20 protein-coding genes are annotated in these 24,601 nt (G+C 71.1%); 10 read left to right on the forward strand and 10 right to left on the reverse strand.

Annotated features, from left to right (window positions below; genetic code table 11):
- Positions 1-106: 106 nt before the first annotated feature.
- Positions 107-1,738, reverse strand: a complete 1,632-nt coding sequence (locus WMF34_RS35130; protein ID WP_012239527.1) for a DUF1552 domain-containing protein — start codon at positions 1,736-1,738, stop codon at positions 107-109.
- 19 nt (positions 1,739-1,757) lie between these two features.
- Positions 1,758-3,515, reverse strand: coding sequence for a DUF1592 domain-containing protein (locus tag WMF34_RS35135; RefSeq protein ID WP_231864416.1), 1,758 nt, complete (start codon positions 3,513-3,515; stop codon positions 1,758-1,760).
- A gap of 18 nt (positions 3,516-3,533) precedes the next feature.
- Here WMF34_RS35135 and WMF34_RS35140 point away from each other — a divergent pair, with 18 nt between their 5' ends.
- From WMF34_RS35140 to WMF34_RS35150, 3 genes are all read left to right on the forward strand, one after another.
- Positions 3,534-3,971 carry a hypothetical protein gene (locus tag WMF34_RS35140; protein ID WP_437990572.1) on the forward strand — a complete coding sequence of 146 codons (438 nt, stop codon included), beginning with the start codon at positions 3,534-3,536 and terminating at the stop codon, positions 3,969-3,971.
- Positions 3,972-4,683: 712 nt separating this feature from the next.
- A complete protein-coding gene (locus WMF34_RS35145; protein ID WP_437990573.1) occupies positions 4,684-5,460 on the forward strand; it encodes an FxLYD domain-containing protein in 777 nt (258 codons plus the stop codon).
- A gap of 250 nt (positions 5,461-5,710) precedes the next feature.
- Positions 5,711-7,255 carry a helicase HerA domain-containing protein gene (locus WMF34_RS35150; RefSeq protein ID WP_437990574.1) on the forward strand — a complete coding sequence of 515 codons (1,545 nt, stop codon included), beginning with the start codon at positions 5,711-5,713 and terminating at the stop codon, positions 7,253-7,255.
- A 75-nt stretch (positions 7,256-7,330) separates the two neighbouring features.
- On the opposite strand, the gene WMF34_RS35155 is transcribed toward WMF34_RS35150, so the two are convergent.
- The 5 genes from WMF34_RS35155 to WMF34_RS35175 form a co-directional block, all read right to left on the reverse strand.
- Complete coding sequence (locus tag WMF34_RS35155; RefSeq protein ID WP_437990575.1) at positions 7,331-9,016, reverse strand: serine/threonine protein kinase; 1,686 nt, start codon at positions 9,014-9,016, stop codon at positions 7,331-7,333.
- Positions 9,017-9,211: 195 nt separating this feature from the next.
- A complete protein-coding gene (locus tag WMF34_RS35160; protein ID WP_012239533.1) occupies positions 9,212-10,813 on the reverse strand; it encodes a DUF2254 family protein in 1,602 nt (533 codons plus the stop codon).
- Positions 10,814-10,979: 166 nt separating this feature from the next.
- Positions 10,980-12,098: a hypothetical protein gene (locus tag WMF34_RS35165; RefSeq protein WP_012239534.1), complete on the reverse strand. Its 1,119-nt coding sequence runs from the start codon at positions 12,096-12,098 to the stop codon at positions 10,980-10,982.
- Positions 12,099-12,342: 244 nt separating this feature from the next.
- A complete protein-coding gene (locus tag WMF34_RS35170) occupies positions 12,343-12,678 on the reverse strand; it encodes a hypothetical protein (RefSeq protein ID WP_044966555.1) in 336 nt (111 codons plus the stop codon).
- A complete protein-coding gene (locus WMF34_RS35175; protein WP_437990576.1) occupies positions 12,675-12,950 on the reverse strand; it encodes a hypothetical protein in 276 nt (91 codons plus the stop codon). The genes WMF34_RS35170 and WMF34_RS35175 overlap by 4 nt, the downstream gene beginning before the upstream one ends.
- Before the next feature lie 614 nt (positions 12,951-13,564).
- On the opposite strand from WMF34_RS35175, the gene WMF34_RS35180 reads away from it, so the two are divergent.
- The 3 genes from WMF34_RS35180 (at position 13,565) to WMF34_RS35190 (ending at position 16,783) form a co-directional block, all read left to right on the forward strand.
- A complete protein-coding gene (locus WMF34_RS35180; RefSeq protein WP_437990577.1) occupies positions 13,565-14,263 on the forward strand; it encodes a tetratricopeptide repeat protein in 699 nt (232 codons plus the stop codon).
- Between the two features lie 64 nt (positions 14,264-14,327).
- Complete coding sequence (locus WMF34_RS35185; protein WP_012239537.1) at positions 14,328-15,734, forward strand: protein-disulfide reductase DsbD family protein; 1,407 nt, start codon at positions 14,328-14,330, stop codon at positions 15,732-15,734.
- 41 nt (positions 15,735-15,775) lie between these two features.
- Positions 15,776-16,783 (forward strand): hypothetical protein, encoded by a 1,008-nt coding sequence (locus tag WMF34_RS35190; RefSeq protein ID WP_437990578.1) that lies wholly within the window; start codon positions 15,776-15,778, stop codon positions 16,781-16,783.
- 36 nt (positions 16,784-16,819) lie between these two features.
- On the opposite strand, the gene WMF34_RS35195 is transcribed toward WMF34_RS35190, so the two are convergent.
- From WMF34_RS35195 to ribF, 3 genes are read right to left on the reverse strand one after another with little or no spacing between them, the layout of a single operon-like run.
- Positions 16,820-17,797: a hypothetical protein gene (locus WMF34_RS35195; RefSeq protein WP_437990579.1), complete on the reverse strand. Its 978-nt coding sequence runs from the start codon at positions 17,795-17,797 to the stop codon at positions 16,820-16,822.
- 58 nt (positions 17,798-17,855) lie between these two features.
- On the reverse strand, positions 17,856-20,081 hold the full coding sequence (locus WMF34_RS35200) for a hypothetical protein (RefSeq protein ID WP_437990580.1): 2,226 nt from the start codon (positions 20,079-20,081) through the stop codon (positions 17,856-17,858).
- A 49-nt stretch (positions 20,082-20,130) separates the two neighbouring features.
- Complete coding sequence (gene ribF, locus WMF34_RS35205; protein ID WP_437990581.1) at positions 20,131-21,132, reverse strand: riboflavin biosynthesis protein RibF; 1,002 nt, start codon at positions 21,130-21,132, stop codon at positions 20,131-20,133.
- A gap of 155 nt (positions 21,133-21,287) precedes the next feature.
- Between ribF and WMF34_RS35210 the strand changes: the two genes are divergently transcribed.
- The 4 genes from WMF34_RS35210 to rpsF all read left to right on the forward strand — a co-directional run bounded on the left by WMF34_RS35210 (position 21,288) and on the right by rpsF (position 24,598).
- Positions 21,288-22,250 carry a ribose-phosphate pyrophosphokinase gene (locus WMF34_RS35210; RefSeq protein ID WP_044966563.1) on the forward strand — a complete coding sequence of 321 codons (963 nt, stop codon included), beginning with the start codon at positions 21,288-21,290 and terminating at the stop codon, positions 22,248-22,250.
- 214 nt (positions 22,251-22,464) lie between these two features.
- Positions 22,465-23,154: a 50S ribosomal protein L25/general stress protein Ctc gene (locus tag WMF34_RS35215; RefSeq protein WP_012239543.1), complete on the forward strand. Its 690-nt coding sequence runs from the start codon at positions 22,465-22,467 to the stop codon at positions 23,152-23,154.
- A 124-nt stretch (positions 23,155-23,278) separates the two neighbouring features.
- Positions 23,279-23,950 (forward strand): aminoacyl-tRNA hydrolase, encoded by a 672-nt coding sequence (pth, locus tag WMF34_RS35220; RefSeq protein WP_437990582.1) that lies wholly within the window; start codon positions 23,279-23,281, stop codon positions 23,948-23,950.
- A 108-nt stretch (positions 23,951-24,058) separates the two neighbouring features.
- Complete coding sequence (gene rpsF, locus WMF34_RS35225; protein WP_012239545.1) at positions 24,059-24,598, forward strand: 30S ribosomal protein S6; 540 nt, start codon at positions 24,059-24,061, stop codon at positions 24,596-24,598.
- The last annotated feature ends 3 nt before the right edge of the window (positions 24,599-24,601 follow it).

A 24,601-nucleotide genomic window follows, 5' to 3' on the forward strand; every position in this document is an offset into this window, starting at 1 on the left:
GATGCCCGCGATCGCCGACCGCGCACAAACGCAAAGACCCCTTCGGTAAGAAGGGGTCTTTGGACCCGAGCTCGTCGGGGTGTTCAGGACCTGGCTCCGAGAGCGCTCAGGCCTTGAGCTCCGTGAACCCGCCCGGATTCTTGATCGAGGCGCCGGCGACTGCGCCCTTGCCACCGATGAACTCTTCCGTCTTGTCGGAATAGCCGAACTTGGTCACCTCCGCGGAGCCACCCTTCGCGGGGAAGCCGTCCGCGCCCGCCTTCACGCCCATGGCATTCATGATGTTGCAGAAGTACTTGTTGATCGGCGCGTTGCCGACCTTCGGATCGGTCCCGGTGCCCTGGTTGATACCGTTGACCTGGCCGGTGCCGTTGGCGCACTGCGACTCGCTGTTGCCGTTCGTCGGGGTCGACGAGGGGTCAACGTTGATGATCTGACCGGTCTTGAAGTAACCGCCACCGCTGCCGGCCTGGATGATCGGAGCGTTGTTGAGGTTGTGCGCGTTGCCGTCCGACATCTCGTTGAACCAGATGGCGACGCTGGTGTCGAGGACCGTCTGCCCATTCCCCTGGGGGATGCTGTCGAGCATTCCGACGAGCTTCGCGAACTTCTGCGCGTAATAGGTGTCCACCTTGACGAGCCACTCGAGCGCGTTGGGCAGGCAGCTGCCGGTCATGCCGGCGTTGTCGAGGCGATGCGAGAGGGAGTGCGACTCCATCGTGATGCCGAGCCCCTTGAAGTTGTAATTTCCCGGGTACTTCAGGAAAATGACGGGGTTGGCGTTGCAGGCGGCCGCGAGCGCCGCGATGGCCGAGCTGATGTCCGCGCCATCCAGATCGCCGGAGACCTTCGTCGTGAGGACGTCGACGCCCAGGCCGCCCGACGACGCCTTGGAGGCGTTCGCGGAGGTCGCGCCGAGCATCGCGCCGAGCTCCTCGCTGCACTGCGCGGAAGCCACCACGGTTCCCGTCTGGTTGAGGAGCTCCTTCCAGGCTGCGAGCTTGCGCTTGTCGGCCTGGCTCATGTCGAACCGCTCGAGCGTCTGCAGATCATCCTTCACGAGGTCGAGGATGCTCTTGCCGCGGAGCGCCGCGTAGGTGTCCGGGTTCATCGGCTGCCCCGTCTGGAAGAGGCCCGTGAGGCTGCTGAAGGCCTGCGACGCGTTGAGGCCCCTGAAGATGGTCTCGGCGGCGGAGTAGGAGATCGCCGACTGAGAGTTGTCATTCTGGCCAGCCGTGGCGATGAGCAGCGGCGTGCCCTGCGGGCTGAGCTGCTGGGCCATGACGTGATCCAGCGAGGGACCGACGGGCTTCGCGTTGAACTTCGTCGCCTGGTTGAAGCTGAACGGGTCGTTGCTGTTCGGGGTGACCGGCTGGCAGGTGAAGAACGACCCCACGATCTGCGTGTGGGAGTCGTTCCCCTGTCCGCGCTTCATGTTGGAGGTCCACTCGTTCATCGAGCGGATGCCGCGCGGCATGAGGAGCTTCTTCGCGTAGGGAGCGAGGGCCGCGAGGCTCGTCGACTGGAGGTCAGCGGCCGTGAGCTCACCCTGGGTCTTCGTGGGGAACCACTTGTTCGTGACGCACCCATAGTGGGTGAACATCACGATGAACGCTTTCCCGCCCGAAGCGGTCTGCGCCTTTGCGTCGCGCTCCCACACGGAGCTGAGGAACGGCGCAGCCAGGGCGGCTCCGCCCAGGCCACGAAGGAAGATTCTGCGGTTCAGTTGCTTGCTCATGGTCAAGTTTCCTCAGCTTTCACGGCGTTTCGCGGACGCGCACGCGGAACGAATCCGCTTGAGTGAGATCGGCCAGCAGGTTGAGGATGCTGTAGCCACCCTCAGACAGCTTCATGTCGATCTGATCGACGACGCACTTATCCTTCCCGTTCGGATCTCGCCCGAAGGCGTAGGAGACCCACGACTCGGCGTAAAGCTGCTTGGCCTTCTGAAGCTGCGCGATCTCCTGCATGAGCGCCAGCGGAGAGGAGATCTCCTTCACGTTGCCGTCGCCGAAGTCGATGGTGTTCGTCGTGACGCTCGCGTCGATCGCACCGCCGAGAGGATCGGTCGTCTGCCACTTTCCGATCCCGTCGAAGTTCTCCATCACGAATCCCGGAGGATTGATGATCGAGTGGCAGCCTTTGCAGCTGGCCGGCTCCGTCAGCTTCTCGATCTTCGCGCGTTGCGTCGAGAAATCTCCCTGAACGGTCTGCATGGTAGCGCCGGGGATGGGCGGACCCGGGTTGACGCCGAGCAGGTACACCGAGATGAACGCGCCTCGCAGGATCGGGCTCGTGGCGTCGTAGCCCGCGTAGGAGCTCAAGAACCCGACGCGCGTCAGGAAGCCCGGCCGCTGGTTGGCGTCGAGCTCCACCTTGGTCAGCTCGGTGCCGTAGCTCGCGGGATCGAGCCCGTAGATCGCCGCGTTGTCCTTGTTGACGAAGGCGACATTGCTGAGGAGGAGGTCGTCGAACGAACCGTTCTCGAACGCGACGTCCTCGAAGAAGGCGTCGAGCTCTGCCTGCCAGCTGGGCTTGGCGGCGTCGGAGTACAACGGATACGTCTCGGTGTCGTGATCCATCTTCCACCAGTGGGCGTTTCCGTTGTTCATCTGCGCCCAGTTGCGGTGGAACGCCGTCACGAGCGGCCCGGTCTTGTCGCGCACGGCGATCATCCGCTGCGCCTGCGCCAGGATCTGCTCCTTGGACTGGAGCTCGTCGTTGTCGGCCGCCGCGCTCAGCACCTCATCCGGAGCGGAGCCCCAGAGCAGGTACGAGAGCTTCGTCGCCACCTCGTAGCTGGACAGCTTGATGCCCTGACCCGACGCATCCGCGTCGGTCGCCAGCTCGGGGAGCATGAGGAACGAGGGCGACACGAGGAAGCCGACCAGCGTTGCCTCGGCGACCTCGGCGGGCGTTCCTGCCGGCGTAATCTGGCCCAGCTTCTGGAATCGCGCCACCTCCAGATCGGTCAGCGGGCGACGGAACGCCTTGCGGCCGAAGGTCTTGATGGTCTGCTCCAGGCAGCCGTCCGCCGCAGGGTCGCAGCTGATGAACTTGGACTTGTTCGGCCCAGCCATCACCGCCTTGGCGATCTTCTCGGCAACCTCTTGATAGAGCCGCCACGCGTCGGGGGTCATCGGGCCGTCGAAGTCGTCGACGAGCTGCTCGGACGGCAGCTTGCTGTCGACGCTGGTGACGCCAAGGAGATCCCGAACCGTGTTGTCGTACTGCCGGTTCAGCAGCCGAGGGATCTGGCTCGTGATCGGGATGCCGGGGATGCACTTCTCGGGGGGACCGTTGTCGGGTTCGTCCGTGCCCCCCGAACCGGTGCTGCCGCTGCCGCTGCCGGAGGTCTCCCCGCCGCCGGTGATCCCACCTTCGTCGGGCGCTATCTCGCCGGTGCAGCCAGCGAGGATGGTCAATGAGGTGAAAAATGTTGTCGTACCAATGTACGATAGTTGCCGTAACGTTCGCATGACCTCACTATTCCCGGTCCGCGCCGAAGTGATCATGGGAGCGGATCAAAAGTTATGGATCAGCCCGAGGGTCGCCAACCGCGAGATCACGCGCGTCTGGCCGACCGCTTCCTCTGGAGACGTGATAGTGAAACGCCGGCGTACGGGCGGCGCCCTGATGCCCTCTTCGACCTCGAGAAGCTGCCCGATTGGCGCGCGGACGCCGAGTTCGCCGCGAAACAGCGGCGCGCGCGGGCCACTGCAGGGGCCGCCAAGCGCGTCATTGCGACGCGGCGCGGCGGCGCGATCGGAGCCATTAGCACGCTCTCCTCGGCCGCCTCATCGAGCGCGAGCGCCGCGGAGTGGAGAGAACGCGTGCACCACGACATCGCACGAGGCGCCGTCGACGGTCGGGGGATGTGCCTCGCCGTGCCATGGGCTACGGCGCAGCTCGCCGTTGACGTCGAGCCCTGCGCGCGGCAGCGGCGCGCGGGCGATTCAACCTTTCTCTAGATAGAGCTCCATCCACGCGATATCTCCAACAAAAAAAAGCTCGCCCGCGAGATGCAACCATGCTGCATAGCGCCAATGGGAACGGAGCATCTGTCGCCGGGATCGAGCGGCCCATCGCCAACAGTTGAGGAGTGCTCGACGAGAGCTCGCTCGGCCGCGAGAGGCCGGCGCTTCTTGCGCGGGCGCACAGGTCTCGCGAATCCAGTAGGTCCCCAAATGTGCAACCATGGCATTCCAAACCCCGTGTCCTTCGTGGGCAACGCGCCGCATCACCCAACGTGAGGACCATCACGCCAATCGGGTCATTTGCGGTCAGGGCGGTCACTTCTGGCTCGGAAAGCCAGGTTTGCTCGCGACGTCGTCGACGCGGTTCATGGGAAGGACGCGGCCTCCCCCTCCTCCGGGGCCTTCGCGAGAACGGGCGCGCGGCCCCGCTCGACCAAGCGCTGGGTCGATGTTGCGCGGGTGTCGACCGGGCGCGCCGAGGCGCTCGTCGAGGCGATTCGCCCGGCGGCCGCTGAGGACGCGGGGGATGCCGCGGATGAAGACGCGGTGTCGTCGCCGTGGAGTCGAGGGCTTGTGGACTTGAACACTCGCTCTCCAAGCTTCACAAGGTCGGCGCTTGCCCGTGAGGCGGTGTGACGCTAGCCTGAGCCCTCGGAAGCCAGCTTTTCTGCCCCTCGCCCTCTGCACAACGATGCAATCGAAGTCCTTGGTCGTCATCGGGGCTGCCGCTCTTGCCCTCCCTCTGGCGTGCTCGGGGAGCCCCGATGAGGGGGCGGGCAACGGCGGGAGCGGACGTGGCAGCGGCGGGGACCCCGGCGAAGGCCTGCGTTTCGTGCCGGAAGGCTTGTCCAGCACCGACATGGACGAGGATGGGGCCGGGCTCGAGCTGGTTGCCTTCACCCTGGTGCAGGGGGCGGCGAGCCCCGAGCTCTACGCCGCGGTCAGGAATGACGGGGAGACCCCGTCCTGCGACGCCGGCCTGATGTTTTACTTCATCGACAAGGCCGACCAGCTCGTGACGACCTGGGGCGGCAGCTTGCTCAGCGGTCGGCTCTATCGGCTGGACGACGGCTCTGGCGTGATGATCCCCTGCATCGCCCCGGGCGAGATCGCGATGACCGGTTCAGCGGATCTCCCCGGTGAGCTCGTGATCGAGGAGCTCGGGTATCTGAAGCATAGGTTTCCGGCCTTCACCGTGGACGTGGTCCCTGTCGATGCCGTCACCGTCAGCGAGGTGAAGACCGTCGGCAGGGGCGCCGGGAGCGCCTACACGGGCACGCTCGAGAACCGACTCGATGTGGCGGTGAGCGATCCCAAGATAACGGTCTTCCCGGTGAATCGAGCCGGACGGCCGCTCGGCATGGCGACGAGCAGCGCGGCCGCCGACATTCCGCCGGGCGGGATCTGGACCTTCGAGACGACCACCGTGGGCGATGTCGGCGCTGGTCACGTCGCCTATCCGACGGTTTCGGTTCCTCCGTGAAGCGGGGTGCCGGCTCGCGTGATACGGATTCGGCCCGGAGCAGACGAATGAGGCGCAGGAAAGTACGTCGCAGCGAGCCGCACGGCGCGGACGAGCCCGTAGCGCGGGTCGCGCCCGGTCGCAGAGAGGCGCGACATGCCCTGTGGCCTTGGACTCCGCCGCGATGCTGCCCCCGCCTCCCGCGCGTCCGCGCGCTCGCCTACTGTTCACCAAGAGCGCGCCGACCCGACCCCCGGCCCGAAGCGACCCAGTGAGCCCCATCCTCTCCCTCTGCGACGGCTACCAGCTCGACCTCTCCGTCTACGCGCGCACCGGGCTGCGGGTCGGCATCTGGGCCTCCTCCGGCCGGGGCAAGAGCTTCGGCGTCGGGGTCCTCTGCGAGGAGCTGCTCGCCGTCGGCATCCCTGTCGTCGCGATCGATCCCGAGGGGGAGCTCTACACGCTGCGCGAGCGGTTCCGCGTCCTCGTCCTCGGCGGCGCCCACGCGGACCTGCCGCTGCCCTCCGGCGAGCGCGCGGCGGAGATCGCGCTCGCGAGGGTGCTCGACGAAGGGCTCGGCCTCATCGTCGATCTGTCGGATCAGCCGACGAGCCGCTCCCAGCAAGAGGCCGCGCTCCCGTTCCTCGAGCGGCTCTGGGTCCTCCTGTCGGAGCGCCGCGCCCCGGCGGCCGTCGTGATCGAGGAGGTGCACATCTTCGCGCCTCAATCGGGCGCGTCGCTCACCTCCGATATCCTGCACCGGTTCGCGAAGCAGGGCCGCAAGCGCGGCGTCCTCCTCGTCGTCGCCAGCCAGCGCACGCAGGCGGTCTCGAAGGAGCTCATGAGCCAGCTCAACTTCCCCGCCATCGGCGGCTTCGAGATCGAGCGCGACTACGACGCCGTGAGGGCGCTCGTCGACGGGCACACGTTCGAGGAGTTCCGCGCGCTCCCGGCCGGCGAGTTCTTCCTGCCCGCCGCCGGGCGATTCGAACGCTGGCGCGCCCGCCACACCGCCCACGGCGGCGAGGCGCCGAGCTGGACCGGTGAGCCCGGCGGCGTGCCGCGCGTCGCGGACGCCACGCTGAGCACGCTCCTCGACGAGCTGCGCGAGGCGCTCGCGGCCGAGAGCGCCAGCCAGCAAGGCCCGGATCCGAGCGCCGCGCTGCGAGCCGAGATCCGCCGCCTCCAGCAGCAGCTCGCCCGGGCCGACGAGGCGCGCAGAGCCGCCGAGGCCGAGGCCGAGCGGCTGCGCACCGCGCTGCAGGTGGCCGGCGTCGTCAAGGTGGTGATCCAGAGCGAGATCGTGGCGCGCGTTGGCCATGGCGAGGTCGCGCAGGCGCCGGCGGCCGCCGCCGTACGCGCTCCCGCGGCCGCCCCCGCGGCTCCCGCGCTCGGCGCGCCCATGGACCGCGTCCCGGGGGCGCCCGCGCTCGCGCCCGCCGCGGCGTCGGGCGGCGCGGCCGTGAAGATCACCGCGAGACCGGCCTCTCCGTCGCTCCGGGATCTCGCGATGCCGGCCACCACGATGCTCGAGGTGCGCGGCGTCAAGCAGATGGTGAGCGCCGCGAGGAGCCACGCGCGGCGCCGATCTCCCCGGTCCGTGGCGCACGTCGCGCTGGCCGCGAAGCTGCTCGCCCGCGGCGCGGCGCTGACCGCGGAGGAGCTCGCGGCCCGCGGCGGCTCGCGCAGCCAGGTCGAGATCCGGCGCGCCGCGCACGCGCTCGCCGCGCTCGCCCGCGCGGGCTTCGCCTCGCTCCAGGGCGGCCGTCACGCGCTCAACGAGGCGGCCGTGCTCCGCGCGATCCAGGGCGGCTGACGAGAGGCAGCTCCGAGCCGAGCCCTGGCGGGGGCGCCCAGACGCTCGCGGCGCGCAGGCGCCGCCCGAGCCGCGCTAGCAGGAGGAAACGAAGATCAGGCGGATCGTCGCCAGCGTCCCGAGCACGAACAGCCCTGCATAGAAGATCGTCCGCTTGCGCCGCAGCTGCTCGGCGCTGAGCCCGGTAGACGCGGGCTCCTCACCAGGCGCCGCCTCCCCGCCGGCGTGCACCGCCGGCACCGCGGTCGGCTCGCTGCCTGCGGGCGGCCTGCCCGCGACGGGCGGCGTGCTCGCTCCGGATGGCCTGCGCGCGACGGGCGGCGTGCTCGCTCCAGGCGGCCTGCCCGCGACGGGCGGCGTGCTCGCTCCGGATGGCCTGCGCGCGACGGGCGGCGTGCTCGCTCCGGATGGCCTGCGCGCGACGGGCGGCGTGCTCGCCGTGGAAGCGACGCCGTTCGCAGCCTGGGGCGCGGCCAGCGCTCGCTGGAGCTCCCCCTCCTGCGTGGCCGACATCGCATGCTGGCGCGGGCGCTGCGGAACATCGTCCGGGCCGTCGAAATCGAGGTACTGCACCGAGAGCGAGCCCGTCGCGGCGCCGAGAGGGAGCGGGGCGTCGCTGCGGCCCGCCGCAGGAGCGCCGTGCCGTCCATCGGGCGACGAGGGGCGGACCGACCTGCGGTCAGCGGACGTGGTCCCGAGCGCCGGCGCCTTTCGCCCGAGGCCCGGCGAGCTCTGTCTCGGCGCGCTCTCCGGAGGGAGCGACGGTGAGGCGCGGTACCCGGCGCCGCTCAGCGAGCCCGTCCTCGCGATGCAGGTCTCGACGTGCTCCTTCAGCTCGCTCCGGGCCTCTTCCTCGGCGCCGTGGCCCATGTCGCGGAGCACTTGCTCCAGATCGCCGGCCAGCTTGCCCGCGCTGGCGGTCCGCTTCTCGATGGAGAACTCGGTCGCCGCGTCGAGCGCAGCCGAGAGCCGCGCGCCCAGGTCGGGCAGGAGCTCGCGCGCGCGAGGGATCGGCAGCGACGCGACGCCCATGATCAGCTGCCTCTGCGTCTCGGCCTTGCGCACCCGGCTGCCGAGCAGCGCCTCCAGGAGCGTGATCCCCAGGGAGAACACGTCCGCGCGCCCGTCGAACGGCTCCCCGCGCGCCTGCTCCGGAGGCATGTACGGGAGCTTCCCCTTGAACACGCTGCTCTCGGACTGCTCGTCCGCGAGGCCCGGTATCCGCGCGACGCCGAAGTCGGTCAGGCAGACGCGGCCGTCCCGCCCGATCAGGATGTTGGACGGCGAGACGTCGCGGTGGACGACCGCGTAGCTCTGCCCTTCGTCCTCGCACAGGCCGTGCACGGCCTCGAGCGCCCTCGCCATCTCCCGGCCGATGTAGGCCACGGCGCGCGGCGAGAAAGCGCCCACCTTCCTGAGCACGCGATCGAGGGCGGGGCCGTCGATGTAGTCGAGCGCGAGGTACACCGAGCCCTCGAACTCCCCGAACTCGACCAGCCGGACGACGTTCGGGTGATCGAGCCGCGCGATCACCAGGGCCTCGGCGAAGAACGACTCCCTCGCGCTCTCGCCGAGCCCTGGCCTCGGGACCAGCCGCTTCAGCGCGACGTGGCGCCGGAGGTCGGGAGGCCCCTCCTCGGCGAGCCACACCTCCCCCATCCCGCCCTTGCCCAGCATCCGGATGAGCCGGTACTTGCCGGCGAACAGCTCCGGCGGCGGATCGGACTCGGCGTTCTTGCGACGAGGGCGGGAGGCGGGCATCTCGTGGTGTGCAGCGCTCGATCTCGACTCCGTCGAGGCTAGCCCTCCTGCTCGGGGTGGAGAGGGTGCAAGCAAGGCATGCCCGATCCTACCGCCGCCCGCGCGCCGCAGGAATCACCGCGTCGATGCCCGGCGCAGATCCAGCCTGCGTGCACTGGGTCCCGCCTCACCGAGAGGGCGCCGCTCACGCCTCGCTCACTCCTGCGTGTGCTCCTCGCGGATCGGCTCCCGCATGGTCGTCGCCGGGAACCACTCGAAGAAGCGGTGGATGAGCTGGCGCCGCTCGGGCTCGATGTACTCGAACACGGCGCCCCGGTCGTTGATCTCCCAGAACTCGTTGCTCGTCACGGCCAGGAGCTCCGCGCGGATGGAGCGCAGCCTGTCGGGCCGCTCGTCGCGCATGTCGCGGTAGATCTTCCGCGCGAGCGCCTCCTCCCCCTTCTGCAGGTAGTACGTGGCGAGCTTGACCTGCGCCTTGCGGACGCCGCGGAGCGACGGCTCCTGCTGGTCGAGCTCCGCTTCCTTGTCCACCTCGAGGAAGAGCTGGAGCAGCTCGTCCCGGGCAGGTGCGTGCAGGTCGTACGCGCGCTCGTTGACCACGCAGAGATCGAACGCGACGGTCTCGGTGAGGAACGCGAGCCCCATCGCGTGCGCCGTCTGCGCGTAGTACTTGAAATGACGCGCGATCTCGAGGACCTGATCCCCCCACCCCGCCTTGAGCAGCTCCTCCGCGAGGTAGCGGTACTGGTTCAGGTTGTTGTAGGCCGCGGCGATGTCCTTCGCGTTGAGCGACCTGCGCATGTAGGTGTTGAAGAACTTCACGACGACCGCGACGGCGGCCCGGTCTCCAGCGGCGATGGCGGTCTGCCCGATGTAGCGCGTGTCGATGGCGATGCGCGTGATGAGGTCGGGCATCGCCGTGAGCGCCTCGCGATAGACCATCAAGAACTGGCGGAGCGCCTTGTACTCGAGCCAGGTCCGCGCGGTCGACAGCTTGCCGAGCGCCTCGGCGTTCATGCTCACGAAGTCGGTGTCCTTCGCGAGGCGATCGCGGATCTGGAACCAGCGCGGATCGAGCGTCGCCTTGTGGGGCAGGTACGCGACGACGAGCTCCGACAGCGAGTCGATCGTCTTCGACGCGATCCCCTTGTCCTTCTGATCGATCGCGTTGAGCGCCACGTCGGCGAGCTGCTCCAGCGACGAGAGCGCCGTCACCCGCCGCTCGTCGACCTCGGCCTCACCCTCTCCGCCCGCGGGGCGCAGCGCCTGCTCGACGCCGCTCGTCTTGATCCGCCGGACCACGTTGTCGGGCTCGACGAAGTCGAACACGTACCCGAAGTAGGGCGCCATCATGAGCAGGCTCGCGGTGAGCAGCCCCATCGTGACGACGACGCCGTAGACGGGGACGAAGACGTCCTCGGTCGAGCCGCCCCCGCCGACGCGGATCGAGAAGTTGACCCACAGCGAGAACACCGCGCTGACGACGAAGAAGCCCATCACGAGCATGTTCGTCCGGTCGCGGAAGAACATCTCGGTGATCCGCGGCGTGTAACGGTTCGCGGCGAGCTGCACGATGATGGACGCGACCGTGATGACGATGCCGAGGATGGCGGCGATGACCTCGCCGATGCCGCCCATGATGTGCTCGGCGTCGCTCGGCGACATGCGCGCGAACACCTCCCAGAGCGAGAGGTGCGCGTCCTCGTGTCGCGCGACGTCGAGCAGGTGGACGACGGCGAGGGTCGCGACGCTGACGCCCAGGAGATACGACATCGGCCGCAGCCAGATGCGGGCCATGGTCGCGCCCCTGCGACGCTGTCGTTCGGCGTCGTCTGCGGTCCGATCGGGTCTCATCAGGTGACCGCCGCTCGGTCGACCTGCTTGCCGACCTGCCTGCCCTCCCGCTCCACGCTGCCCCCCACGCACCTGCTCCACGCGTCCGCCACGCCAGGCGGCAGCCCGGCTATTTCTTCTCCGGGGGGCTGTCGAGATCTTCCGCGAGGTAGCTGAGGATCACCTCGTCGAGCGATTTCTCGCTGATCAGGTCCTCACCGAAGATCGAGGCGCCCTCCGCCGGCCGGTTCGTCGCGAAGATGCTGGCCGGGCGCGAGGCCGCGTAGCGGCCGGAGCCAGGGCCGCCCGAGAAATGCTCGACCGCGACCTGGGGCGCGGGCGACGCGACGGGCTGCTCGGGGTGGACATTGCTGTAGACCCCGGCGCCGGAGGCCGCGGACTCCGCCCGCCGCCCGATCACCGACGCAGGCGGCGGCGGGAGGTCCTGGATCTGCTGAAAAAACGGCGTCTGTGCCTCGGCTGCGGCGCGCTCCAGCGCGTCGAGATCGAGATCGATGGACGGTTGTTCGGGCTTGATCTCGGCGGGCGACGCCGGGCGTACGGCCCTGCCGGCGAGCGGGCTGGCCGCGCGCCCGCCGCCGAGCGCCTGGAGCGCGACGGGATCGAGCTCGAGCCGGGGGCGCCCGCTGGCCGAAGCGGGCGCCGGCTCGGCCGCCGGGGCGCGGGGCGCTGCGGCGAGGGGCGCGGCCGCTGGCCTCGCGGGCGGCGCGGCGGGTCTGGGCGCCGGCGTCGGCGCGGCTGCCGGCTTCGGGCGCGGCGACGCATCGGGCACGACGGGCGGCATGACGGGCGGCGTGAGGGGCCGCGACGGCGGCGGCGCCTTCGGCGCGCCCGTCACCTCGGGTGACGATGGCGACGACGCGCGCGCGGGCTTGCTCGCCTCCGGGTGCGACGGGGCGGGGGCGGCGCCCGCGGACACGGCGCCTGCGGACACGGGCGGGGCGGCGGTGTCGTCGAAGAGGTAGTCGAAGTGACCGTCGCGCAGGGCGATGAACATCGCCTTGTGCTGCTCCTTCATGAGGCCGCGGACCGTCTCCGCGAGCGAGGCCTGACCGACGTGCTCCGCGTACGAGGTCTTCGTGGTCTTGAGGATGCGCCCGCCGTCGGCGAAGAGGTGCGTGATGATGTGAGGATGGCGAATGCCCGAGTCCTCAGTCTGTATGTGGAACAACCGCCCCTTGTGCCGGACGTTGTTGTTGAAGCCGAGCAAGGGCGACGGGGCTTTCACGACAGGCAATCCGAGGGTGGGGAGGTGAGGAGATCGCGCCAGCGGGGAGCGCTCGCCACGGCCGAGACTATCACAGCGCGGCGCGCCCGGAACGATTCGCAGCGCGCCGGCGTCCCTTCACGTTCCTCCGCTGCGCTTCCGCCTTCCTCCGCCCGTCCTCGCCCGTCCTCCGCCGCTCCTTCACCGTCTCCTCGGTAGGGGAGCATGTCGGGCCTGGTCCTCCGCGGACCACGCGCTGGTCGCGTCAGGGCAGACAGCGCTCCAGGTCGTCCGCAGTTCCCGCCTGGAGGGCGCACGCCACCTCCGCCTGCGTGAGGTCGGCCTCGCAGCGGACGAAGCCGCGCTCCCCGGCGGCCGCGCGCGCCATCGCGGTCCTCTCGGCCACCTGGGACGCAGCGGGCTCGGGGTTGGCCGCGCGCAGGACGAGCTCGACGTACCGATCGAGGAGCGCGGCGCACGCCTCGGCGGACGGGCGTGGAGCGGCGCGACGGAGCGCGGCGCGCCCCACAAAGATACCGAGCACCAGCAGGACGATCGCCAGGGTTGCCAGGACGTCGGCGCGGGTCGCGGGGCGCGTCACTCCAGACACGTATCGACCTGCTCCGGGGTCGTTGCCTGCCGGACGCACACCATCGCCGCATCGGTGATGCGGCGCCCGACGCACCTGTCGATGAGCTCCTTGCCGCGGGCATCCCGCACCGCCGCCGTGCGCTCCTCGACGATCTTCGGATCGACGACGTTCTGCGCCCGGAGCTCGATCTCGGCGCTCCTCCGGAAGATGGCCTCGCACTCGTCGCGGCTGGCCGGGTGCCCGCACCCGGCCAGGAGCGGCAGACCGGCGAGCAAGGCCAAGCATGGCGCGAGCCTGAGGACCCGACCCAGGTTGAGGACCCGACCCAGGTTGGGGAACCCACCCAGGTTGAGGACCCGACCCAGGTTGAGGACCCGACCCAGGTTGAGGACCCGACCCAGGTTGAGGACCCGACCCAGGTTGCCGGAGACCGTGGAGACGGAATACCGCCTCCTTTGAAGGGAAGTTGAGCCAGGACGGCGACGCATGGCCGCGACGATGGCGCCACGCTCGATGGGGCGCAACCAGGTCCAGCCGAAGCCGACAGCCCGTACTGGCGCACGGCCAACCCCAGCCGGCACCCCGCCGTCGTCCACGACCGGCCACCTGCCAGCCATCTGGCCCGAGTCAAGATGGAATCGTCGCGTATTGCTGGAACGCGTGTGCAGGTCTGTTAGGATTGCTTTCTGTGCGCAAGGCGAGCGAGCACGGTGACAGCGTGGGCGGCGCTCGATCCGTCCGTACGGGCTCCGGGGGTACGCGGCGACGCACGAAAGCGACGGCGCAATCCGTTGCGGGCAGCGGGAGTAACGCTCGCCCCGACGCTCCACGAGAGAAACGGCCGAGCAATCCGCCGCGACGGCGCGCGCCCGCGGCGGCGCTGACCGCGGAGGAGATGTTGCGGCGCGCGCTGGGCGCGGCGACCCCGCGATCGCGCGCGATCTGGGCGCGGCGGGGCCTGTCGCTCCGGGGGCCGCTCGACAGGACGACGCAGGCCATGCTGCTGCGGCAGCTCTACCTCGCGTATTTCGAGACACGCCGCTTCGAGCGGGCAGCCGAGGTGGCGGAGCAGATCCTGGCGCTCGGCGTGCTGAGTGACGTCGCCCACCAGGACGCGGCGCGCGCGAAGCAGGCCCTCGGGGACATCGAGGGGGCCGTCGGGCACCTCCGGCTGGCGGCGCGCACGGGGCCGGCGAGCCGGAGGGCGTTCCACTGGTGGACGCTGGGCAGCGTGTATCACCTGGCGCGCCGGTACGACGAGGCGATCGGCGCGCTCACACGCGCGGCGCGCTGGGGCACGCGGGACAAGCCGCTCTACCAGGGGCACCTCGCCGTCGTGCAGTGCGAGAGCGGCAAGGCGGTGGAGGGGCTCGGCGCGCTGATCGATCGGCTCTCGGAGGTGCCGGCGGGCCAAGGTTACGGCCGGTTCGTGCTCGGGCAGATGGCCTACTTCGACCAGCGCTGGGACGAGGCCAAGAAATACCTGGAAGCCTTCGTCCAGCGGAGCACATCGGGGAGGGCCGCGGTCGCGATCGCGCTCGGCGCGGAGATCGAGGCGGCGCGCCGGACGCTCGCGTCCCTCGCGGAACGCTGATGCCGGCCTGAACGGACGGCGGCCCGCCGCACGACCCCGATCGCTTTGCTATAGAACCCTGGTGATGACCGCTTCGACTCGTTTCAAGGCAAGCGCCGGCGCCGCGCCGGCGGGTGTCCGACGCGGCGCGCTCGGACGCGCGCTCCCGGCGCTGGCCGCGCTCTCCGCGCTCGCGTCCCCGGCGATCGCGCTGGCCGGCGATGAGCGCGATCTCTTCACCCGCGGTCTGGAGGCTGGCCCGCTCTTCGCCGCGCTCGCCGCGCTCGCGGGCGGGCTGCTCACGTGCCTCACCCCCTGCGTGTACCCGATGATCGCCATCACGGTGAGCATCTTCGGGGCGCGGGAGGCGAAGTCCCGGCGCGAGGCGATGCTGCTCTCGACGAGCTTCGTGCTCGGGATCGTCGTGCTCTTCACGACGATGCTCGTGGCCGCGGCGCTCACGGGCAGCCTGTTCGGCGGCGTGCTCTCGAACAGGTGGGTCATCGTCGGCATCGCGGCGGTGTTCATCGCGCTCTCGCTGTCGATGTTCGGCGCGTTCGAGATGACGCTGCCGGACACCCTGATGCAGCGGCTCTCGCAGGTCGGGGGCATCGGCTACGGCGGCGCCTTCCTGCTCGGCCTCGTGAGCGGCCTCGTCGCCGCGCCGTGCACCGGGCCCGTCCTCACGGGCATCATCCTCTGGATCGGGAAGACCCAGAATGTCGGCCTCGGCGCGCTGGTCGGCGCCACCTTCTCCCTCGGGCTCGGCCTGCCGTTCTGGCTCGTCGGCGCGTTCGCGTTCGCGCTGCCGAAGGGCGGCAAGTGGATGCTGGGGGTGAAGTCGTTCTTCGGGATCGTGATGATGGTCGTCGCGCTCTATTTCCTGAAGACGACCTTCCCGGCGCTGTCGTCGCTCGCGCAGCCCACGCCGCAGTTCATGGCCATCATGGCGGGCCTCGTCGCGGTCGGCCTCGCGCTCGGCGCGGTGCACCTCTCCTGGGACGACGGCGGCGCCGGCGTGAAGGCCCGCAAGGGGGTCGGGATCGCGCTCACGGTGGCCAGCAGCTTCCTGCTCGTCGCGAGCCTGGATCTGCCGAAGCTCGCCTCGCCCGTCCCGTCGGCGGTTGCCGGCGAGGCCGTGTCGCCGCAGCTCACGTGGCTGCACGAGGAGCCGGTGGCCGTCTCCAAGGCGAAGGCGGAAGGGCGCCCGTTGCTCGTGGACTTCACCGCGGAGTGGTGCGGCGCCTGCAAGCAGCTCGCGAAGGAGACCTTCTCGGATCCCCGCGTCATGGCCAAGGCGGCGCACTTCGTCGCGGTGAAGGTCGACGCGACGGACGACGAGGATCCGCAGATCGACGCGGTGAAGGGCAAGTACAAGGTCGTCGGCCTGCCCACGGTGGTGCTGTACGACTCCACCGGCGCCGAGCGGAAGCGCTTCAACGACTTCGTCGGCCCGGACGTGTTCCTGGCCGCGCTCGAAGGCATCCAGTAGCGCGCTGCGCCTGGCAGCAGCGCGCCGCACACGCCGTCGGCATGGCTCAGGAGGACCGAACGCCGCGAGGAGGGAGCGACGGGCGCCGCGCCCATCGCGGCCAGTCCGCCACGAACCTCCGCACCTTCCTGCTCGCCGCCCTCGCGCTCTGCGCCCTGCTCGTCGCAGGGTGCGGCGCGGCGGCGGGGCCCACCACCGGGACCGTGGTGATCGGGGTGACGAGCGAGCTCCTCGCGGGCGCCGACATCGACCTGCTGCGCGTCGTCCTGCGGGCCGGCGGAGACGTGGTCCACGAGGACGCGCTGGCGAAGAAGAACGGGCAGCTTTTCTTCCCGCGGGAGTTCTTCTTCAGCGATCTCGAGGATGGCACGGCCGTGGAGATCTCCCTGGAGGCGTTCGGCGCGGACGACGCCGAGAGGCCGCTGCTCACCCGCACCGCGTCGACCCGGGTGATCGGCGGCCGCACGCTGCTGCTGCAGGTGCGCCTCGAGCGGGAGTGCGTCGTCGCGCCCGGGGCGGCCACTTGCCCGGCGCCGCAGACCTGCGTGGCCGGCGGCTGCAGCGCCCCCGACGTGGATCCCCGGCAGCTCGATCCCTACAGCACGTCGTGGAACGCGGGCGCGGAGCCGGACCTCTGCAAGCCGGCCGACGGGGGCGAGCCGGTCGTCATCGTCGGGGAGGGGCAGGCCGACTACTTCCCGCTCGATGACCTCGACGAGGTCCAGGTGGAGGCTGGACCTCAAGGCGGCTACCACATCTTCGTCGCCATCCGGCTCAAGAACCTGCGCCGATCCGGCTCGCTCACCGTGGTGCACGGCGTCGTGCCCGAGCTCGGCTATGCCATCGAGCCGCTCGAGGTCATCTTCACCCTGGATCCCGACGAAGGCGGCTTCTGCAAGCTCGCCGGGCTGCGGTTCCGGCTGGATGGCGAGCGGAAGATCGAGGAGCTGCTCGGGAAGGTCGTGGAGGTCGAGGTGACGGTGAGCGATCCCGACGGAGACGCCGGTACCGGCAGGCGCGCGGTGACGCTCTCGCAGACCATCCTGTAGCGCGCGGGCGCCCTGCGCAGGCGGAGGCGCGCGGGCTCACTCGCGCGCAGCGCGCCACCGCGTCATCCAGCCGCCGGTGAGCAGGTCGAGGGACGCCTCTGCTTCGAGCGCCGCGAGCGTCGCGGCGCGGCGCTCCTCGGGGCTCTGGCCCGGATCGGCCGCGAGCGCGACGGCGCGCTGCCACGCGAAGAGCAGCTCGAGGACGCGCGCCGTGAGCTTCGTTTGCAGCTCGGCGCGCTCGCGCCGGAGGCGCTCCAGCGCGATCTCCTCGTCGGCGAAGACGATCCGGTCGAGCCGCCACGTCGCGCGCGCCTCGAGCCACAGGCTCGTGCCGCCGGACGCCGTCCTTCGCGCCGGATCGTACTCCGTGGGGGCCAGGCTCTCCGCCTCATCGACGAGCCGAGAGACGCGGAGCCGGAGCTCCGGGAAGAGCGACGACGTCCGCGCGCGCGACGCGATCGCGTCGATGCGCGCCTCGGGATCGAGGAGGCGGGATCGCCGCAGCGCCGCCTCGACGATCGCGCGGGCCATCGCCGGCGTGACCCGGACCGGCAGCGGGAGCGGCGGCTCCACCTCGGCTGGCTGCGCGGGCGGAGGCGGCTCCGGGAGCTCGATCTCCGGCGCCGCGCGCGGCGGGCTCGGGGCCGCCGGGGCAGGCTTCAGCCGAGGCGCCGCGGGCTCGGCGACGGCGGACGGTGGAGACGGCGCGCCAGGGCGTGCGGATAGCCGCTCGAGGGGGATGCTCGCGAGCAGCATGCCGGTGAGGGAGCGCTCGCCCCCTTCGAGCCGAGCGATCCCGAGCTCCACCGCGAGCCAGAGCGGCTGCGCGCCGCCCGGGGACGCGGCCCAGAGCTCGTGGGGCGCGGTGTCGAGGCGGTCCACGCGCGGGTCGAGCGCCGTGGGCTCGTCGTCGAGGGGGAGCTCGGCGCGCGCCTGCCGCGTGAACAGGGCGCAGGCGAGCGCGCCGAGGAGGAAGAGAGCGGAGCTTGCGATGGATCGGTGGTTCGGGTGCACGCGAGGTGGGTCGACCGCCGCGCGTCCCGAGTTGCGTGCGACGGGTCAACCAGGTCGCTCAGCGGCCCCGGGAAGGCGGGCGCGCCCGGGTGGCGAAGCTCCGCCAGAGCTCCGATCCACCACCAAGGGCTCGGACCCGATCGGCGCCAAGTCGCGGCCCGCCGCCCGGAGCGAGGCCCCGCTCCGCGCTCGTGCGCCGGAGCGCCTCGCTGGCGTGAGGTCCCGCGCTCCCGCCGCCACCTCGGAGCAGCTCGCTCGATCCGCCGCGGGTCGCCGCGACCGCCTGCGCGATCGCCTCCGGCGTCGGCGCCGTTCCTGACGGGAAGCGAGCTGGTCCCTCGCTCGCCGCGCCGCGGGTCGCCGCGACCGCCTGCGCGATCGCCTCCGGCGTCGGCGCCGTACCCGAGGAGAAGCGCGCCGGCGCCTGGTCGGGCAACGCGAGCGTCGGCTCCGCGGCGAGCGTCGCGCCGCGCCCAGCCGCGACCGCCTCGAGGTCGTGAGGCGCGGCCGCTCGGGCAGCCTCGGCGGCCACGTCGCCGATCGCGGCCGGCGCAGCAGGCTCCACGGCGCTGCTCGTGACGGCCGCCGCCGCAGCCGCCTCGACATCGGCGTCACCGCTGGCGACCGGCGCGCTCGGCGCCGGAAGAGCCGTGGTCACCGGGCCTCCGCTCGCGCCGACCACGACGACAGGCTCACCGTGCTCTCCGCTGGTACCGGGGATCGACGGTGACGCCGTCCCCGCGGCGATCAGCGCCGGGGATGCCGCATCGCCGGCGCCGCCCTCGAGGTGCCGCTCGGCGACGTTCATCGCCGCGGTGGGGCTGCCCGGCGGGATCTCGCCCGCCAGCGCTGGCGCAGAGGCCGGTGGCTCCCCCGAGGTCTCGCCCGCCAGCGCTGGCGCAGAGGCCGGCGGCTCCCCCGAGGTCGCGCCCGCGAGCGCTGGTGCAGAGGCCGGCGGCTCCTCCGAGGTCGCGCCCGCGAGCGCTGGCGCGGGGGCCGGCGGCTCCTCCGAGGACGATCTCGGCGAAGCCGGCAACGCGCGTGGCACGGCGACCTCGAGGCCGACCGCGAAAGGCTCGAACACCTCGCCGGCGAGCCAGCCCGTGCACATACGGAGGTTCGCGCCGGACGGGATGTCGCGCACGAACATGTCCCCGAAGAGCGCGTCGATGGCGAGATCCCGCTGCTCGACCACGGGCCGCTCCCAGCTCGGGAGCACCGCGACGACGCGGATCGCGAGCTGCCCTTCCGGGCGACGCGCCCGCGCTCGCGCGAGCGTCCTGGGACGCACTTCCCAGTAGAGGTAGATCGTCTCGTGATCGACCGCGATGCCGACGATCTCGTCGACGTCATACCGCGCCGGGAGCTCCGCCCGCTCGTCGCGCAAGGCCGCCGCAGGACCCAGCACCCCCCCTGCGGCGACGGGCGACGCCGTCGCTCCGGCGCCTGCCGGCGAAGGATCTCGCGGAGGCTGCACCGGAACGCCGCCAGGCGCTCCGGCAACGGGTCCGGGTTCTTCCTGGTGCTCGCTCGCGATGGCGGCCTCGCGTGGCTCGGTCGCGCCATCGTCTCGCGCGAACGGAGCAGGAGAAGCCTCCGCGGCGGCGCTCTCCGCATCCTCCGCGTCCGCGTTAGCGCCCGCATCCTCGGCGGCTGCGTCCGCATCCTCCGCGTCCGCGTCAGCGCCCGCATCCTCGACGGCTGCGCCCGCATCCTCGGCGGCTGCGTCCGCATCCTCGGCGGCTGCGTCCGCATCCTCCGCGTCCGCATCCTCCGCGTCCGCGTCCTCCGCGTCCGCGTCCTCCGCGTCCGCGTCCCGCGCTTCCACGCCTGCCCCCTGCCCGCGTGCCGCGCTCTCGGTCAGCCTCTCCCGGAGCCGCCGCGCGTCCTCGTCCTCCGGCGCTCGCGCGAGGATCTCGTCGAGCATCGCGATGGCGCGGTCCGTGTGCCCCTGGGACGCATAGATCTCGGCGAGCGTCGTGGTGGACCGCGGCCGCGGCGGGGGCGGCGGCGGCGGCCACTGCTCCGGCGGCGCCTCGCCGCGCAGCGCGCGCGCGGTCTCCGGCATGTGCAGGCCCCGCTCGACCACGCGCGAGAGCAGATCGCGCGCCCGCCCGAGGAAGCCGCGGAGGCGGGCCCGCTCCGGCTCGCTCTGCGCGGTGCGCGCCACGATCTCGTCGATGAGCTCGACCTTCGTGAGCAGGCGCGGCCGGGGCACCCCGAGCCCCTCGGCGCGCGCTATCAGCTCCTCCCGCGTCAGCCCGTCGAGCTCCCGGCGCTCCATCGCCGCCGACGCTACCACATCCGACGCTCGCTCACCCTCGCCGGACCGCTCAGCGAAACGCCCCCTCCGCCGCCGGATCCGCGCTGATCGACGCGAGCCGCGCGCGCGCCGCCTCGGCGTCTCGCGCGATCTGCGCCTTGAGCTCCGGCAGCCCGGAGAACCGCCGCTCCTCGCGCAGCCGGGCGATCAGGTGCACGCGCAGCGCCGCGCCGTAGAGATCCTCGTCGACGTCGAAGAGGTGCACCTCGAGGTTCGGGCGCGCCTGCCGCGACGCCTCGACCGTCGGGCGGACGCCGAGGTTGGCCACGCCGCGCGCGAGCGCGATCGCGCGGCCCGATGAGGTCACCCGATCGACGAGCGTCGCGTACACGCCGAACGGCGGGAGCGCCTCGTCGATCTCGTCGATGTTGCAGGTGGGGAAGCCGATCGTCCTGCCCCGCCTCGCCCCCTGCGCGACGACGCCGGACAGCATGTGCGGGCGCGACAGCATCCGCTCGGCCGACTCGAGATCCCCGCGCGCGAGGGCCGCTCGGACGCGGGTGCTCGACCACGCCCCCTCGGCGTCGCCGACGAGCGCGTGCGATCGCGTCTCGAAGCCGAGATCCTCGCCGAGGCGCCCGAGCGTCGTGAAGTCGCCGGCGCGCCCGCGGCCGAACCGGAAGTTCGCGCCGACCAGCACGACGCGCGCCGCGAGCCGATCGAGCAGCACGCGCCGCACGAACTCCTCCGGCGTCTGGGCCGCGAACGCGCGGTCGAACGTCACCGCGTCGACCCGGATCGCCGGCTGCACGCGCTGGATGAGCTCGATCTTGCGCGGCAGCGCCGTCAGCGTCGCCGGCGGGGTCCGGCCGAGGACGCTCGCGGGGTGCGGGGCGAACGTGAGCGCCACCGGCTCGAGCCCCCGCCGCCCCGCGTCCAGCGCCGCGTCGGCGAGCAGCGCCTGGTGCCCCAGATGAACGCCGTCGAAATTGCCGATGATCACCAGGCTGCCCCGCGGCCCGGCCGCGGCGCGCCCGCCCTGCCCGGAAGCGGCGGCAGCGAAAGACTCCACGGCCGCTACCTAACCCGAAGCAGCGCCGAACGAAATGCGGGTGGACGCAGGCGAGAGCAGCGCCGCCCGTCACGATACACACGTACAGCCAAGCGATCGCTGTACAGAGTCGCTTGACGTGCCCATGTCCGACTGATAGAGCCGCGCTCCCCGAAATGGGCTGGAGGCGCGCCGTGTTCAAGAGAGTCAGTATCTTCTCCGGCAACGCCAATTTCCCCCTTACCCAGGAAATCTGTCAGGTCCTGGAGCAACCGATGGGGAAGTCGCGCGTGTCGCGCTTCTCGGACGGCGAGACGTTCTGCGTCATCCAGGAGAACGTCCGAGGCGTCGACACCTACGTCGTGCAGCCCACCTGCTCGCCGGTCAACGACAGCGTGATGGAGCTCCTGATCATGGTCGACGCGCTCCGCCGCGCCTCGGCCGGCTCCATCACGGCGGTCATCCCCTACTACGGCTATGCCAGGCAGGACCGGAAGGTCGCGCCGCGGACGCCGATCACCTCGAAGCTCGTCGCCGACCTCATCGTCGCCGCCGGGGTGAACCGGATCGTCGCGCTCGACCTGCACGCCGGGCAGATCCAGGGGTTCTTCAACATCCCGTTCGACCACCTGTTCGCGATGCCGGCGCTGCTGGAGCACCACCTCCGCGAGCATTACGGCAAGGACGTGGTCATCGTCTCCCCGGACGCGGGCGGCGTGGAGCGGGCCCGCGCCTACTCGAAGCGCCTCCAGGGCACGCTCGCGATCATCGACAAGCGCCGCGAGCGGGCGAACGAGAGCGAGGTCATGAACATCATCGGCGAGGTGGCCGGCAAGGACTGCCTCATCCTCGACGACCTCATCGACACCGCCGGCACCCTGGTGAACGCGGCCAACGCCCTGATGAAGCAGGGCGCCAGGAGCGTCGCCGCCTGCGCCACGCACCCGGTCCTGTCCGGGCCGGCGGTCGAGCGCATCAAGGACTCGCCCCTCACCGAGGTCGTGGTGACGAACTCGATCCCGCTCTCGGACGAGGCGAGGGCATCCGGTAAATTCAAGGTCGTCTCGGTGGCGCGGCTGCTCGCCGAGGCGATCCGCCGCATCCATCACTCGGACTCGGTGAGCTCGCTCTTCGTCTGACCGGCCGCGCGCGTTCGGCGGCGGGACGCCTCGGCGACGCAGGTCGCCTGCGCCCCCTCGCCAGGACACACCAAAGAACTCACAAAAGACACAAAACGCGCCCTCCGGCGACGAAGGCTCGACTTCCTCTTCTCCGTTCTGCTATAGCGCCGCACCCTACGCCGGGGTGGAACCGCGCACCGCGGACCCCTGGATCACTTCTGGAGCCGTCGTCATGGACATCATCAAGCTCAACGCCACGAGGCGCGAGGATAGCGGCAAGAGCGCGTCGAGCCGCCTGCGCCGCGCCGGACAGATTCCCGCCATCGCCTACGGGCGCGAGCTCGCGCCGCAGTCGGTCGCCATCTCGCCGAAGGCGCTCCTTCAGGTGCTCGGCTCCGATCACGGCAAGAACTCCGTGGTCGAGCTGGCCATCGAGAACGGCCAGACGCTCACCGTCATGGTGCGCGACTACGACTACCACCCCATCTCGCGGGAGCTCGTCCACGCCGACTTCATCCAGGTGAAGCTCGACCAGCCCGTCGACGTGCAGATCCCCTTCCGCTGCGTGGGCAAGCCGAAGGGCGTGGTCACCGGCGGCGTGCTCCAGCAGATCTTCCGCACGATCCCCGTGCGCTGCCTGCCGGAGAAGATCCCGTCGTTCATCGAGATCGACGTGACCGAGCTCGACCTGGGCGACTCGTACAAGGCCAGCGGGCTGAAGCTGCCGGAGGGCGTGAAGACGCTCCTCGCGGACGACCAGACGATCGCCGTCGTCAACGCGCCCGAGAAGGCTGGCCCCGAGGAAGAGGCGAAGCCCGCCGCTGGCGCGCCTGCCGCTGGCGCGGCCGCTGCGCCGGCCGCCGGCGCGGCTGCCCCCGCGAAGGGCGCGGCCCCCGCGGCCGACAAGAAGGACAAGAAGTAATCCGGGAGCGGGCCGCCTCGCGCCTCCGCACCGCGAGGCGCGCGCGGCCCGCCCTGCCCCGCTCCTCGCCTGCCCCACCTGCCTCGCCTGCCCGATTCCAGGGACTCAGCAGAACCAGCTCGTCATGCTGCTCGTGGTCGGCCTGGGGAACCCCGGCAAGGAATACGCTGCTCACCGGCACAACGTCGGCTTCATGGCCATCGACGCGCTGGCCGACGAGGTCCGGGCGGATCCGTTCCGCGAGAAGTTCTCGGGCGTCCACGCTCGGGCAGAGATCGCCGGACAGCAGGCGATCCTGCTCAAGCCGATGACCTACATGAACGAGTTGGGGCGCAGCGTGCAGCCGGCGATGGCCTTCTTCAAGGTCGCGCCCTCCGAGCTGATCGTGCTCCACGACGAGCTCGACCTGCCGTTCGGCACGGTGCGCCTCAAGGTCGGCGGCGGGCACGCGGGCCACAACGGGCTTCGCTCGATCATCTCGCACGGCGGGACGGGCAACTTCGGGCGCGTCCGCCTCGGGGTGGGACGGCCGCCGGCGGGTTTCCGGGGCGAGGTCGCGGATTACGTCCTGTCGGGGTTCGACGCCGTCGAGCGCGCGAGCCTGCCCGACTGCTTGAAGCAAGCTGTCCAAAGTGTGCTAGAAGTCGCCGCCCGCGGCTTCGAGGCCGCGATGAACGTCCGAAACACCCGGCCCAAGCCGGGCAAGAGGCAGAAGGGCGAGGGGGATGGGTCGACGGATCCAGCCCCCGCCGCGAAGGAAGGGAAGGGTCCCCTCCCCCCGACGCAGAAGCCCTGATCCTCTACGGGACAGCCTGCCGAGCTCGCCGGTGCGTCGCTCGACAGGCTGTTCCTTTCCTCGCTCCGGGGCGCCGCCCCGGGGCCATTGGCCGAGAGGGAAGACTGAATGAGCCGACAGGTAACGGCGCCCGGGCGCGCCAGAGAATACGAAACGATCTACATCCTGCGACCCGACATCGACGCCGACGGCGCCGAGCGGATCGGGTCGCGCCTCGCCGAGGTCGTCGGCCGCGAGTCGGGCCGGCTGACCAAGGTCGAGACGTGGGGGCGCCGCCGCCTCGCGTACGACATCGCCAAGCACCGCCGCGGCGTTTACGTCTACCTGAAGTACCTCGGGGGCGGGAAGGTCGTCTCCGAGGTCGAGCGCAACCTGCGCCTCTCCGACGGCGTGCTGAAGTACCAGACGGTGCTCGTGCGCAACGACGTCGAGGTCGAGGGCGTCACGATCGCCGACGAGGACGTGAAGTTCGAGCGCCTCGAGCTCGCGCCGCTGGAGGACGACCGCGACGATTCGCGCGAGCGCCAGCTCGGCCTGATCGAGCCGGAGCGCCGCATCGACCGGAGCTCCGAGCAGGCCCCGGCGGGCGATCTCGACGATGCCGAAGAGGCTGAGGCGGAAGGCGCCGCCGACGAGGAGGAGAGCTGAGCT

The sequence above is a fragment of the Sorangium sp. So ce145 genome, from assembly GCF_051525985.1.
Classification (GTDB): Bacteria; Myxococcota_A; Polyangia; order Polyangiales; family Polyangiaceae; genus Sorangium; species Sorangium cellulosum_B.